Origin of the sequence: Actinoplanes sp. NPDC049118 (genome assembly GCF_040648555.1) — a bacterium.
GTDB lineage: Bacteria > Actinomycetota > Actinomycetes > Mycobacteriales > Micromonosporaceae > Actinoplanes.
Window position 1 is genome coordinate 250675 of the sequence record NZ_JBEZDY010000006.1, and the last position, 14624, is coordinate 265298.

Here is a 14624-nt window from a genome sequence, read left to right on the forward strand (position 1 = left end):
TGACCAGCGGCTTAACCCTCCCTTAGCGCTTGCCGGGCCCGGCCTTAACCTGCGGGCGGGCATAGTCGCCCGGATGACGCGACGAACGCTGCTCGGCACCGCCGGCTGGATCGGCGCGGCCGTGCTGGCCGTGCTCATCGGGCTGGCCGCGGTCCGGGTGATCGGTGACGGCCTCACCTCCGAGGCGGGGCGCCCGCGCTCGCAGGCGGAGATCGACCGCGAGCTGGCGGCGCACGCGACGACCACCCCCACGTCCGCCGGGGCCCCGGCGTCCGCCGGGCCCACCGCCGGCACCGACCCGGAACCCGCACCGACCACGGCCTCCGCGCCACCTGCGTCGGCGTCCGCGTCCGCGGGCAGCGGCCCGGCGCCGTCCGTGGGGCTCCGCTCGTTCCGTACCCGGGGCGGCACGGTGGTCGCCCGGTGCGGGGACCGGCGTGCCGAGATCGTCGCGATGTCGCCGCTGGCCGGGTTCGCCGTGCACGAGCGTGACGAGGGCCCGCGCGTGCAGGCGGAGGGGGAGTTCCGGGGAACCGTGGACGACCACGACCGGGTCAAGGTCCGGATCAGCTGTGCCGGCGACCGGCCGGTCCTGGCCGAGCGGTCCGACTGAACGCTGCCTCAGCCGGACCACAGTCGCGCCACAGACCACGTTCCTACGTTGACGACTCCAGAAACAGCTTTAGGAGTGCCATGAAGAAGACACTGGCTCGCCTGCCGGTCACGCTGGGCGTGATCGTGGCGGTGGTGGCGCCGCTGGCCGGCACCGCCGCCGCGGTGGTCGTGCAGCCGACTACCGGGCGGACTGGCAATCTCGTGCAGGTCGGCCCGATCGCCGAGCACGGTTTCCCGGCCTGGTACCGCGACAGCAACAACGTCCGGCTGGAGTTGTGCACCGACCCGGGCGATCTGCTCTGCGCGGGGCCCGCCGACGAGATGCCCAACCCCGACGAGCCGGTGTCGTTCCCGGACAACTTCCCCGGCGAGTCCTTCTACCAGCTCGCCGGCGCCGACTTCGGGCTGACTGGCGGCGCCCGGGCGACGATCGGGATGAACGTCGAGGCGGCGTTCGCCCGGGAGGAGCCGATCGACGGGGACCAGATCGTCTTCGGCCGGGTCCGGATCCGCTTCGACGCACCGCAGGGCCAGCGTTTCCGCATCACCCACCCGTACGGGATCGACGACATCGTCGCGGGTGACAAGGGCGTGAACATGACCGAGGACATCGGCATCGCCCCGGGCGCCTTCGGCGGGGTCCTGAGCAGCCGGATCGGGCCGTTCCTGAAGTGGGACCCGAACGTGGCGCCCGCCGCGCCCGCCGGCTACACCGGTAACCCGGGCGTCGACCACAAGGTCGTCGGCAGCCCGTACAACACGAACTTCGTGCGCGTCGAGCGCCTCGACCCCGCCACCGGCTCGGTGCTCGCCGAGGTGGGCTTCACGGACGTGTTCAGCGTCCAGGGCCGCTACGCGACCAACGCGGGCGTCGACATCGACCAGGCCACGTACTCGACGAACGCGGACGGCACCGGCGTGGTCGAGGTGTTCGCGACCAGCGAGCCCGGCCAGGTCATCGAGGTCGCCGGCAACGACGCGCTGGGCTTCCACAACACCGCGCTGCGGGGCAGCGGCGGCCGCTACTACGGCCGGTTCCCGGCCACCGCGGTGCCGAAGGACTCGAAGATCGAGGTGGTGAACGTCAGCGACCGGCCGACGACCCGCAAGTCGCGGTCGCTGGTCGACGTCGTGACGGTCACCGGTGTCGCGTACGACTCCGACGCGCAGACCCTGTCGGTCTCCGCCGTCTCCAGCGACCACACGTCGAACCCGGCCCTGTCGGTCATCGGGTTCGGCCCGATCACCTCGGCGCCGTTCCAGGACGTCGTCGCCCCGCCGGCCGTGATCACGGTGACCTCGGCCGCGGGCGGGTCCGCGACCGCCTCGGTGGCCGGCACCGGTCAGGTGTTCCTGCCGACGGCCCCGGTCGCCGCGGCGATTGTCGAATCGCCGGCCATCATCGGGCAGACGATCCGGCTGGACGCCACCGGCTCGGCCGGTGAGATCAACGGGTACACCTGGTCGCAGACCGCCGGGCCGAACGTCACGCTGTCGAACCCGACCGGGTCCGTGGCGACGTTCGTGCCGGCCGAGGTGGGCAAGTACAAGTTCACGCTGACCGTGACCGGGCCCGGTGGCCCGAGCGTGCCGGTGTCGGTGACCGTCAACGTGATCGCGGCGGCCCTGCCGAAGGCCAAGCCCGGCGCGGACCAGACCGTGGTCCGGGGCCGCGGGGTCACGTTGGACGGCTCCAACTCGAACGCCGCCGAGTCGTACTCGTGGCGGCAGGTGTCCGGCCCGGCGGTCAAGCTGTCCAGCACGACGATCGCGAAGCCGACATTCACCTACCCGGTGCAGGCGCTGCCCGCGGCGCCCGGCCCGAACGCCTCGTACGTCTTCAACAACGACCCCGTGGTGCTCGAGCTGACGGTCACCAACCCGGCCGGCTCCGATGTCGGCAGGGTCGTGATCCGGCCTCAGGCGGAGACGCTGTCCGGACTCGCGGTGCGGTACCGCACCGGCAACAACGAGTGGCGGATCTCGGGTACCAGCAGCCTGCTCGCGGGCCAGCGGGTCTCCGTGGTGCTGGGCAGCACGCTCACCGGCCGGACGATCGGTGCGCCGGTGACGGTTGACGCCACCGGGGCGTTCGACCTGCGGGTCACCGGCCCCAACCCGGGCACGGTGCGTACGGTCAGCTTCGTCACGACGACCGGCGCCGCACAGCTCGGTTTCGCGGTCAACGTGACCAACTGACAGGTTCGCAAGGCGGTTCAGCGGCGGCGGTCCCCGTTCAGGGGGCCGCCGTCAGCTGTTCGCGCAGGTGCGCGCTGGACGCCTCGGACACCTGCTCCCGGATGGCGTCGCGGATCAGCGAGCTGCGGTGCCGCACCGTGCCGTCCGGCACGTCGCTCAGCAGATGGGCGTGCACCAGCTCGTCGATCGAGGTCAGCACCTCCTGCACCGGCCGGCCGGTGAGCGGGGCCAGGTCGGCCGGGCTCAGCGGGCCGAGGACCGCGCACAGGCGCAGCACCTCCCAGGCCGGCCGGTGCATCCACCGGGTCCGCTGCCGGGCTATCTGCATGGCGACCGCGCAGGCGATCTCCTGCGGCCGGGTCGCGACCGCCACCAGCGCGGGGATCCCGCCGCTGCGCATCACCACCCGGTCGTCGCCCAGCGCTGACAGCTCGTCCGCGCTCAGCGGGCCGAGCCGCAGCACCGTCGTGGCGTTCAGCGCCGCCAGCGGCCGGTCGATGACCTGGGACGGGTAGCGGTAGGTGAGCACGATCCGCAGCCGCGGGCAGTGCCGGCTCAGCCAGGCCAGCTCCGCGACGCTGGCGCTGTCGAGGTCGGCGGCGTCGTCCACGGCCAGGAACACCCGCTCGGGGCCGTGGAACGCCGTACCGATCAGCTCCAGCTCGGAGGTGCCCAGCGGCTGGTCGATGCGGGCACCGTCGACGGCCGCGAGGGCCTCGGGCCCGGCACCCAGGTCGATCAGGACGGCGCGCAGCCAGGCGAGCCGGCACACGGCCGAGCCGGCGTGCCCGATGCCGACCCGGCCGGGCGCGCGCCGGGCCAGCTCGGCGAGGAACGCCGACTTGCCCGCCCCGACCGGCCCGACGACATGCACCACCGGCGGCGCGGCCGGTTCGAACAGCACCTCCAGCTGGTGGTGGCGGCCGAGGAAGCCCGGCCCGGCGCCGGCCGCCGGCCCGGCGGCATCCGGTCCCGCCAGCGCCGGCGCGGCCGTGGCGGGCACTGGGAGCCGGTGCGCCAGGGCGGCGCTCTGCAGGCGGATCAGTTCGGCCGAGGGCGGTAGGCCCAGCTCCTCCTCGAGCACCCGCCGGCACCGGTCGAAGATGCGCAGCGCCTGGTCCGGCCGGTCCATGGCGACCGCCGCCATCATCGCGGCCTGGTAGCCGGACTCGAGGAACGGGCTCAGCCCGATCGCCTCCTGAGCCAGGCGCAGCGACCGCGCGGGATCGTCCGGCAGCGCGGCGGCGGCCAGCGCCAGGAGCGCGTCCACGGTGGCGAGCTGCACCTCGGTGCGGGCCGACTCGGCCCACTCGGCGTACGGGTCCTCCGGGAAGGGCAGCTGGCGGGCCAGGGCGAGGATCGAGGAGTGCACGGCGAGGCGTTCGGGGCCGTCCGGCGCGAGGGCGTCCAGGCTGCGGATCTGCTCGCGCAGCTCGGCCAGGTCGAGCCCGGCGCGGCCGGTGTCGAACAGGTATCCGCCGCCGCGGGTGACGATGAACCACGACGCCACGTTGCCGGCGGGCTGCAGGCGCCGCCGGATCATCGACACGTAGTGCTCCAGCGTGGCGACGTGATTGCCGGGCAGCTCGGTGCCCCAGACCGCGTCGGCGAGGGCGTCCTTCGACTGGATGCGGTCGTGCCGGGCGGCCAGGACCGCGAGCACCTGCCGGGCGCGGCGGGGCAGCTCCCCGGCGGGCAGCACGATGCCGCCGCCGTCGGTCACCATGAGCGGTCCCAACACCGTGACCCGCATCTGAACGGCCTCCTCCGAAGCATGCACTGCGCCCGAGATCGGCGGCTGCCGAGGGGTCCTGAGGATTTCGCCGGGCCCGGCTGAGGTCCGGCCGCGGGGCGAGCGGGACCGGGCCCCGGGCGGCCACAGGATTTCCACCGGGCTCCCTCAGCACCCGCCGCTAGCGTGCGCAGACCTGGCACGGCGGACACGGAGAGTACGGATGACAGACGGAATGGTGACTCGGCGCGGTCTGCTCAAGGGCGCGCTGGCGATCGGTGGTGGCGGGCTGATCGTGGCCGGTGCCGGCGGTGAAGTGGTTGCCGCCTCGAGCTCGCTCGCGGCGAAGAACACACCGACGCCGTACACGAACATGTTCCGCCGCCCGCCGGTGCTCATGCCGACCGAGCAGGGCGTCGACGACAAGGGCCCGTTCCACCGTTACCGGCTCACCCAGAAGATCGGCCAGGCAAGCATCCTCCCCGGCCTGACCACCAAGATCGCGGGTTACAACGGGATCTTCCCCGGCCCGACGATCAAGGTGCCGCAGGGCACCCGTGCCGAGGTCCGGATCGCGAACGCGCTGGGCGCGCATCCGCTGTACAAAGGCGAGTTCAGCACGGTGACCCACCTGCACGGCTCGGCCTCGCTGCCGCAGTACGACGGGTACGCGAACGACCACACCCGGCCCGGGCACGCCAAGACCTACCGCTACCCGAACTGGCAGCAGGCCCGCACGATGTGGTACCACGACCACAACCACCGCACCACGGCCAAGAACGCGTTCGTCGGGCTGGCCGCGATGTACCACCTGAGCGACCCGTACGAGCGCGCACAGCTGCCGCAGGGCGAGTTCGACGTCCCCGTGGTCGTCAGCGACATGGCGTTCAAGTCCGACGGCTCGGTGAAGTTCGACGGCGAGGACAACGCCGGCTTCATGGGCGACGTGATCCTGGTCAACGGCGTGCCGTGGCCCAAGATGCGGGTGAAGCCCCGCGTCTACCGGTTCCGGTTCCTGGTCTCCAGCATCTCCCGCTCGTACCGGTTCACGCTCGGCAACGGCGAGCCGGTGCACGTCGTCGCGACCGACGGCGGGATGACCCCGAAGGTCAACGCCGTGTCATCCTGGCGGCATGCGCCCGCCGAGCGCTACGAGGTGCTGATCGACTTCCGGAAGTACAAGCCCGGCACCAAGATCGAGCTGAAGAACCTCAGCAACAAGAACAACGAGGACTACGGCAACACCGGCAAGGTGATGCAGTTCGAGGTGGTCGCGGACACCGCCGCGCCCGACCCGTACGTGATCCCCAAGACGCTCGATCTCGGGCCGCAGCCGTTCGCGAACCTGGGCGCGATCGACGTCAACCGGCTGACGCCCGACATGGCGACGGCCCGGCGCAGCATGCGCCTGGAGCGCAAGCACGGCATCTGGACCGTCAACGGCGAGACCTGGGACGACGTCGAGAAGACCGGCTTCCAGCGGGTGTTCGCCAAGCCGAAGCCCTACGACGTCGAGATCTGGGACCTGGTCAACGAGTCGGGTGGCTGGTTCCACCCGCTGCACATCCACCTCATCGACGGAAAGATCATCGGCCGCAACAACACCCCCAACCGCCAGGCGTATGCCTGGGAGGGCGGCGGCAAGGACGTCTTCTACCTCGGCGAGAACGAGACGGTCAGCGTATTGATGCAGTTCACCACCGGCGGCGGCAACGCCGGCGGCCGCTACATGGTGCACTGCCACAACCTCATCCACGAGGACAACGACATGATGATCCAGTTCGCGGTCGGTGACATCAACGCCAACGACCCGATCAAGTCCGACGCCGCGTACGGCGACACCGAGCCGGAGCAGCCGGTGGTGTACGCGCCGAGCTACCCGCTGGGCACCTGATGGAGCGCGGCAGGCGGGGCACCGCCCTGCGGTGGTGCCTGGTGCTCGTCCTGGTGCTGTGCGGCGCGGTCGCCGCGGCCCGAGGCGGCTGGCTCGCGGACCCGGCGCCGGCGCAGGCCGTCTCCGGCCCGGTCACCGACGACGCCGGGGACGAGCTGGCCACCACGACCTTCGACGGGCCGATGGTGCGCCGGCGCGCGGCCATCGCGATCCACCCGGCCAAGGGCGCCGATCGCGGGCAGATCGCCCGTGAGCTGCGCGCGGCGGCGCAGCGGGCCCGGGTCGGCACGCTGACCGACGCGACGTTCGCGGTGTTCAGCCCGGAACTGCTCGAGTACCTGGTGCCGGAGCAGACGCTCGTGCTGGACGAGGGTGTCTCCGTGCCGGACGCCGAGGCGTTCATGCGCGACCACCAGCCCGCAAGCGTGGCGTTCTACCTGGTGCAGCCGGTGCTGGTGCACGACCTGACGTTCGCGGTCGTCCCGGCGCCCGGTGTCATGCCGGCCGATGTCTCGGCGGTAGTCGACTCGGAGGGCATTCTGTCCGACTCGCTGAACCGCTACCGCACCACGGTGCAGCGCTCCGGGCTGACCATCCGGTACTTCGGGGCGATCATCAGCGACGGCCAGGTCGAGGCCGTACGGCAGGCGCTGGGTCGCTCCGCGCGCGTGCCGGCCGACCGGGTGGCGGTCGCGGCGAGCCTGCCCGGGCCCGGCGAGGATCTGTCACACGGCATTCCCGACCTGACGCCAAAGGCGGGCCACCACCACGGCTGACCTGCGCATCTGTGTCTTCTGAAGGGCCGTCCCCGGCATCGGGGGCGGCCCTTCAGCGTGACCCCAGCCGGACGGGAGGCCGACCACAGCACCGATGCCCAAGATGTGCGAATTCAACGCTTTTCCCCTGACTCCCCCGGAGAACGCGTCATGAGGCTCCCGCTTCGCACCACCGTGAGCGCCCTGCTCACCACCCTGCTCGGCACCGTCCTGGTGGCCACCCCGGCCGTCGCCGGGCCGATCGGCCAGGGGTTCACCGTCACCCCCGCCGACCTGGCCTACATCCTCAAGCAGATCAAGATCGCCGAGGCGCACGTCGCGAACACCACAAGCGCGACCGGACCCTGCGGCGCCCTGCTCGGCACCGGCCCGGACCAGCTGTCCAGCCCGCTGCTGTCGCGCGGCCTGCGCACGGTCGACGGCACCTGCACCAACCTCACCGCCGGGCAGGAGAGGTTCGGCGCCGCCGACCAGACCTTCCCCCGGCTGGCCGGTAAGGACTTCCACGCCGCGGAGAGCGCGCCGGCGAACATGTTCGGCCCGGGCAGCCCGGCCATGCCGACCACCTACGCCGACAAGCGCGCGAACAACACCGTCGTCGACTCGCAGCCCCGCCTGATCAGCAACCTGATCGCCGACCAGACCGCGAACAACCCGGCCGCCGTCGCGGCGTCCGGCAGCCCGGTCCGGTCGCAGGGCGGCGCCACCACGCCGGCGACCGAGGACGGCACCCTGTTCATCCCGAACGTCACCACCGACGTCGGGCTGTCCGCGCCGTACAACTCGTGGTTCACGCTCTTCGGGCAGTTCTTCGACCACGGCATCGACCAGACCGTCAAGGGCGGCGGCACCGTGATCGTGCCGCTCAAGGCCGACGACCCGCTGATCGCCGGGCCGGACCGGATCGCCGGCAACGCCGACGACCCGAAGCCCGGCGACGCCCGGTACGTGCCGCCCTCGATGCGGTTCATGGTGCTCACCCGCGCCGCCAACCAGCCCGGCCCCGACGGCAGGCTGGGCACCGCGGACGACGTGCAGGACGCGGTGAACACCGACACCCCGTACGTCGACAACTCGCAGGCCTACAGCTCGCACGCGGCACACCAGGTCTTCCTGCGCGAGTACGCGAACGACCCGCAGGGCCGCCCGGTGACCACCGGCAACCTGCTGTCCGGCCCGCTCGGCGGCCTGCCCACCTGGGCGGACACCAGGAATCAGGCCCGCGACCTGCTCGGCCTGGAGTTGGCCGACGCGGACGCCCTTGACGTGCCGACGATCCTCGCCGACCCGTACGGCCGGTTCGTGCCCGGCCCGGCCCGCGGCCTCCCGCAGTACGTGACCCGCTCCGGCCTGGTCGAGGGCGACACCGCCCACCCGGTCCGGGTGCCCGCCGACGCGCTGCACTTCGACACGCCGTTCCTGACCGACATCGCGCACCACGCCGACCCGAGCCCGGTCGACACCGACCACAACCCGGCCACCCCGCCGGTCGCGCCCCGCCCGGACGACGACGACACCGCCGGCGCCGACTTCACCAAGCAGCCCGCCGGCACCTACGACGACGAGATGCTCGCCGCGCACTACATCGCGGGCGACGGCCGGGTCAACGAGAACATCGGCCTCACCGCGGTGCACGACATCTTCCACGCCGAGCACAACCGGCTCGTCGGCGACATCGAGCGGGTGCTCACCGAGGACGGCTCCGCGCTGGCCGAGTGGCGGATCGGCGACGCCTGGAACGGCGAGCGGATCTTCCAGGCCGCCCGGTTCATCAACGAGATGGAGTACCAGCACCTGGTCTTCGAGGAGTTCGCCCGCAAGATCCAGCCGGGGATCAACCCGTTCCAGCCGTTCGCGTTCACCCAGACCGAGTTGAACCCGGCCGTGTACGCCGAGTTCGCGCACGCCGTCTACCGTTTCGGCCACTCGATGCTCAACGAGACCGTCGCCCGGACCCGCGAGGACGGCTCGGACGCCTCGATGTCGCTGCTCGACGGGTTCCTCAACCCGCCCGCGTACACCGACGGCGGGACGCTGACGCCCGAGCAGGCGGCCGGTCAGATCGTCCGGGGCATGTCCGCCCAGGTCGGCAACGAGCTCGACGAGTTCATGACCGACACGCTGCGCAACAACCTGCTCGGCCTGCCGATGGACCTGGCGGCGATCAACATCGCCCGGGGCCGCTCCGAGGGCGTGCCGTCCCTGAACGTCTTCCGGCGCACCCTGCACGAGCGGACCAACGACGGCCAGCTCGCCCCGTACACCAGCTGGGTCGACCTCGGTGAGCACCTCAAGCACCCCGAGTCGCTTGTCAACTTCGTCGCCGCGTACGGCCGGCACCCGGCGATCGCCGCGGCCACCACGGTCGAGGCCAAGCGGGCCGCGGCCCGCGCGATCGTCGACCCGCAGACCGGCGACGAGCCACCGGCCGACGCGGCCGCGTTCATGAACGCCACCGGCGCGTGGACCGCCGCCAACTCCGGGCTGGACGCCGTCGACCTGTGGATCGGCGGGCTCGCCGAGACCACCGACCCGTTCGGTGGCCTGCTCGGCAGCACCTTCAACTACGTCTTCGAGAACCAGCTCACCCGCCTGCAGAACGGCGACCGGCTCTACTACCTGGCCCGTACGCCGGGCATGAACCTGCGCAGCCAGCTGGAGGGCAACTCGTTCGCGGAGCTGATCGGGCGCACCACCGGCGCGCACAGCCTGCGCGCCGACGCGTTCGCCACCACCGACTGCGCGTTCGAGCTGGCGCACCTGGCCGGCACCGTCGCCGGATACGAGCGGTACGGCAACCAGGTCGCCGACGACCCCGCCACCGCCTGCGACGAGAAGGCACTGCTGATCCGCATGCCGGACGGGACGATCAGGTACCGGGCCCGCAACACCGTCGACAAGCCGGGCCTCAACGCGCAGTCCGTCTACGCCGGAACCGACGACCGCGACCGGGTCGCCGCCGGCAACGACAACGACACCGTCTGGGGCGGCGAGGGCGACGACGTCGTCGAGGGCGGCGCGGGCAACGACATCGCGCTCGGCGGCGAGGGCGACGACGTCCTCACCGATCTCGGCGGCGACGACATCACCAAAGGCGGCCCCGGCAACGACGCGATCGACTCCGGCCCCGGCCTGGACATCGTGCTGGGCGGCGACGGCAAGGACTTCACCAACGGCGGCGCCAACGCCAACCAGACGTTCGGCGGCGAGGGCGACGACGTGCTCAACGCGGGCGACGGCGAGGACGCCCTCTGGGGCGACGCCGGCGACGACTGGGCGGAGGGCGGCGACTCGCCCGACCTGCTGCAGGGCGACAGCGGCAACCTGTTCTTCCTGGACGACGCCAACAAGCCCGGCCACGACGTGCTGATCGGCCAGGGCGGCGACGACGACTACGACATGGAGGGCGGCGACGACATCGGCGTCCAGGGCCCGGGCCTCGAGAAGAACGCCGGCGGCTCTGGCTTCGACTGGTCCGTCGCGGCCCGCCCGGAGCAGGGCGGCGACGATCAGCCGATGGACTCCGACCTGGACCTGCCGCTGCTACCGCTGGACATCCTCGCCACGGGCGTCCGGGACCGGTACAACGAGGTCGAGGCGCTCTCCGGCGGCGCACACGACGACACCCTGCGCGGCGACGACGTGATCCCGTCCACCGTGGCCGGTGGCGGCTTCCTGGGCTGCGACGCCCTCGACGCCGCGGGCATCGCCCGGATCGCGGGGCTGGACCGGATCGTCACCAACCTGCCGACCGCGGCCTCCGCCGTCGGCAACCAGACCGGCCGCCCCTGCGACCTGCGCGGCAACGTTTGGGGAGAGGGCAACATCCTGCTCGGCGGTGCCGGCAACGACACCATCGAGGGCCGCGGCGGCGACGACATCATCGACGGCGACCGCTACCTCAGCGTCCGGCTCAGCGTCCGTGACGCCGACGGCAAGGAGCTGCGCGCGGCGACCGGCATGTCGCAGCTTCAGGCGGACGTGTTCGCGGGCAGGGTCAACCCGCGCGACATCGTCGTGGTCCGGGAGATCCTGACCGCACCGTCCGCCGGCCAGGACACCGCGGTCTTCGCGGGCTTCCGCGACCAGTACGCCGTCACCCCGGTCGGCGACGCCCTGATCGTGTCCGGGCCCGACGGGACCGACACCCTGCGCAACGTCGAGCTGCTGGCGTTCGCCGACCAGACCGTCGAGGTCACCGCGCCGACCGCGTACGCGGGCGTCTCCGCCTTCGCCGGTGACGCCAAGGCCACGGTCGTCTGGACGCTGCCCGAGGACACGTCGGGAGCGACCGTCACCGGACACCAGATCGAGGTCAACGACGGCACCACGCCCCGGCTGATCGACGCGCCCGCCACCGCGACGAGCCTGGTCGTCACCGGCCTCACCAACGGCGTGCCGGTGACCTTCCGGGTCCGCGCCGTCACCGCGGAGGGCCCGGGCGAGTTCGTCGGCCCGTCCGACCCCGTCACCCCCACCCCGGCCGACGACGGCGAGGGGACCGAACCCGGCGAGGATGGGCCGGAGCCGGGGGAGGAGGAGGGCCCCGGCCCGGTGACGCCCACGACGCCGGCGCCCGGCCCGGGCACCACGACCCCGCCGACCGACCCCGGCACGCCCACGACCCCGCCGGCCGAGCCGACCCCCGGCGTGTCCACCAAGCCGGTCACGCCGGTCGCCCCGGGCGCGCCGACCATCGGCGCGGCGACGGCCGGCAACGGAACCGCGCTCGTCCGGTGGACGGCGCCGGCCGCCGACGGCGGCACCGCGATCTACGGGTACGAGGTGCAGGCGCTCGACGCCGAGACCGGCATCGTGCTCGACGTGGACGTCGCCGGGCCGGACGCCTCCGAGCTCACCTTCGGCACCCTGGTGCCGGGCCAGTCGTACGTGTTCTGGGTGCGCGCGGTGAACGCCGCCGGGGCCAGCGAGTTCTCGGCGATCTCCAACGCGGTCACGGTGGCACCCGCCTCCGAGGGCCCGGCCGATCCCGGTGAGCCGACGCCGCCGGTCACCCAGAACCCGGGCGAGCCGCCCGTCACCCAGAACCCCGGCGAGCAGCCGGTCACCCGGACCGTGCCGGGTGAGCCGACGATCCGCGCGGCGTCGGCGGGCAACGGGCTGGCGATCGTGCGGTGGACCGCGCCGGCCGATCAGGGCGGCGCGCCGATCACCCGCTTCGAGGTCCAGGTCCTCGGCTCGAACGGCGCCCAGGTGGGCAGGATCCGGTCCGCGGCGGCCACCGTCTCCGCCCTGACCGTCACCGGTCTGGCCAACGGGACGTCCTACCGCTTCAAGGTCCGGGCCGTGAACGAGGTCGGCGCCGGCGCGCTGTCGGCGGCCTCGGCGACGGTCCGGCCGCGGACGGTGGCCGGCGCCCCACGGACGCTGACCGCCGCCAAGGGCGCGACCGGCGGCCGGCTCACCGCCACCCTGCGGTGGAATGCGCCGTCGGCGACGGGTGGGGCACCGGTCACCGCGTACCGGATCACCTGGCAGCGGCTGAAGGCCGACGGCACCGCGCACGGCGCGCCCATCGTGGTCACCACCTCGGGTGCGACCCGCGCCCGGACGTTCACCGCCGGCCCCGGCGTGCGTGCGGGTACCCGCTACCGCTGCACCGTACGGGCGGTCAACGCGGCCGGCGCCGGCGCCGCCCGGTCGATCACCACGACCCCGCGCTAGGGGGTCTCGCGTCGCAAGCGGGCTGGAGGGGTGGATGCCCTTCCAGCCCGCTTCGTCGCCGAGTACCGCAATCGCCGTAACCGCACCTGATCGGCCGCCGCGGAGTGACCGTGCCGCCTCGACCGGCCCGCCTACATGGGAAGGCCGTAGCCCAGTGCGGCGGGCCGGCGCAGGGCGTTGCCGGGCCAGCGCCACACCGGGGATCCCTGAGGGAAGCGTTGGGTGATGATCGGCGTTGTCGCCGGCGGGTTGCCGGTGGCGGGTTCGGGATCGCCGTCGGCCGGGCCGACGGGGTCCTTGGGCGCGGCGCGGTGGATGCGTTCCCAGGTGGAGTGCCACGCGCTGTCGTCGCCGTCGGTGCCGCCGCAGAGTCGCACGATCTGGAGCAGGAGCGGCAGGGTCAGGTCGTCGGGGTGCCGCACCTGCGGGATGGCGGGTGCCGGGGCCGGCTCGGCGGGGGTGGTGCCGAACCAGGAGAAGGCGGCCGGTGCCGGTCGGGTGGGCCGGGACCGGGCGGGATTCTTCAGGTCGAGGCCGTGGCCGGCCGCGATGTCGGTGAGGCAGTGGTAGAGGTCGGTGCGGTCGCGGGCGGTGTTGAGCTGTCGGACGTCGGTGATTCCGGGGGTGGTGTCCCAGCGGCCGGCGCGGTGCCGCGCGGTGGTGCGGGAGGACAGCGCGTTGACCGAGTCGATCTCTTCCCACAGTGCGGTGCTCTGCCGGTGCCGGATGCCGCGGTGGGTGGTGAGCTGGAACTGCCGTTCGCAGGCGTCGTAGAGCTGCTTGAGGGTGGCGATGTCGCCGAGGCTGACCGCCTCCGGGTTGTGCCGGCGCAGCGCGTCTATGTAGTGCAGGACCCGGCCCCAGCCGACGCGCCTGCCGTTGGCGGTCTGTGACAGCGACTGCTGCTCGAGGTGTACGAGCCGGCCCAGGGTGCGGTAGCTGGGTGAGCCGGCGGCCTGGCGCAGCTGTCGCAGGTGCTCGGCGAGGGCCTTCATGGGTCGGTGCTCGGGGATCGGTGCCTCGGGGCGTGCCATTCGCGGTCACCGGCCTTCCGGGGTCTTGGGGTTGCGGCCCCGGTCGGGGCCGCTGGTGAGGGATCGGCACAGCCGCACGGTCACCGCCGCGACCGCGCCGAGCACGGCGATGGTGAGTTCGGGCGACACGTCGAGCCACAGCAGGGCCAGCGAGTAGAGCATCGCCAGCAGCAGGATGACGATCAGGACCACGACCTGGCCCCGCCTGCGGCGGGGGCCCGGGCCGGGGATGTCACCGTCGGACATGGCAGTTCCCTTCGAACCTGTTTGGCGGAAGGGGGTCCCGCGGACGTGCCGGGACCGCCCTCCCTCCGGAACAAATGGTTGGAATGGGAGTCCTGGCGACTGCGTCGGCCCGAGCGCCGCGAACGTCTCGGCGACTCGCCAGAAAACCCGGCCATGAGTCTGGCACTGTCAAGCCATTCACAGAAAGGGCGAGGAGTGGCAAATCCATTGGTCAATCAGAATCGTGACCAAGGGGCTGGCCGACAAATATCGCCGACAAATGCCGCCGCGGGGCGTTGGTCCCCGGGTCTGCGCCGACCAACGGACCAATCGGGAGTTGGTCACCGTCGTCGCAGCCAACCAGAAGGGTCCGTACAGCCGTTGCCTGCACCCCACCCGACAGGTTTCCATGGAGCAGAGCCCGAACCGGGCCGCCGACGTCATCGCCGGTGGCCCGCCGGTGA

8 protein-coding genes are annotated in these 14624 nt (G+C 72.5%); 5 read left to right on the plus strand and 3 right to left on the minus strand.

Annotation, left to right across the window (positions count from 1 at the left end):
• The first annotated feature begins 73 nt into the window (after positions 1-73).
• Together AB0B58_RS11835 and AB0B58_RS11840 are read left to right on the plus strand one after the other, a co-directional pair.
• A complete protein-coding gene (locus AB0B58_RS11835; protein ID WP_360221632.1) occupies positions 74-613 on the plus strand; it encodes a hypothetical protein in 540 nt (179 codons plus the stop codon).
• An 80-nt stretch (positions 614-693) separates the two neighbouring features.
• The gene (locus AB0B58_RS11840; protein WP_360221635.1) at positions 694-2814 is read left to right on the plus strand and encodes a PKD domain-containing protein; all 2121 of its coding nucleotides are present in this window, start codon (positions 694-696) and stop codon (positions 2812-2814) included.
• A 37-nt stretch (positions 2815-2851) separates the two neighbouring features.
• On the opposite strand, the gene AB0B58_RS11845 is transcribed toward AB0B58_RS11840, so the two are convergent.
• Positions 2852-4567 carry a BTAD domain-containing putative transcriptional regulator gene (locus AB0B58_RS11845; protein WP_360221638.1) on the minus strand — a complete coding sequence of 572 codons (1716 nt, stop codon included), beginning with the start codon at positions 4565-4567 and terminating at the stop codon, positions 2852-2854.
• A gap of 202 nt (positions 4568-4769) precedes the next feature.
• On the opposite strand from AB0B58_RS11845, the gene AB0B58_RS11850 reads away from it, so the two are divergent.
• The 3 genes from AB0B58_RS11850 to AB0B58_RS11860 all read left to right on the plus strand — a co-directional run bounded on the left by AB0B58_RS11850 (position 4770) and on the right by AB0B58_RS11860 (position 12901).
• Positions 4770-6440 carry a multicopper oxidase domain-containing protein gene (locus AB0B58_RS11850; RefSeq protein ID WP_360221641.1) on the plus strand — a complete coding sequence of 557 codons (1671 nt, stop codon included), beginning with the start codon at positions 4770-4772 and terminating at the stop codon, positions 6438-6440.
• On the plus strand, positions 6440-7216 hold the full coding sequence (locus AB0B58_RS11855) for a hypothetical protein (protein ID WP_360221644.1): 777 nt from the start codon (positions 6440-6442) through the stop codon (positions 7214-7216). The genes AB0B58_RS11850 and AB0B58_RS11855 overlap by 1 nt, the downstream gene beginning before the upstream one ends.
• Before the next feature lie 150 nt (positions 7217-7366).
• Entirely contained in the window at positions 7367-12901 is a 5535-nt protein-coding gene (locus tag AB0B58_RS11860; RefSeq protein WP_360221647.1) for a peroxidase family protein, read from the plus strand.
• Between the two features lie 131 nt (positions 12902-13032).
• Here the strand turns inward: AB0B58_RS11860 and AB0B58_RS11865 are convergent, their stop codons facing one another.
• Both AB0B58_RS11865 and AB0B58_RS11870 read right to left on the minus strand, forming a co-directional pair.
• Positions 13033-13935 (minus strand): hypothetical protein, encoded by a 903-nt coding sequence (locus AB0B58_RS11865; protein ID WP_360221650.1) that lies wholly within the window; start codon positions 13933-13935, stop codon positions 13033-13035.
• Between the two features lie 6 nt (positions 13936-13941).
• The gene (locus AB0B58_RS11870; RefSeq protein ID WP_360221653.1) at positions 13942-14181 is read right to left on the minus strand and encodes a hypothetical protein; all 240 of its coding nucleotides are present in this window, start codon (positions 14179-14181) and stop codon (positions 13942-13944) included.
• Positions 14182-14624 lie beyond the last annotated feature (443 nt).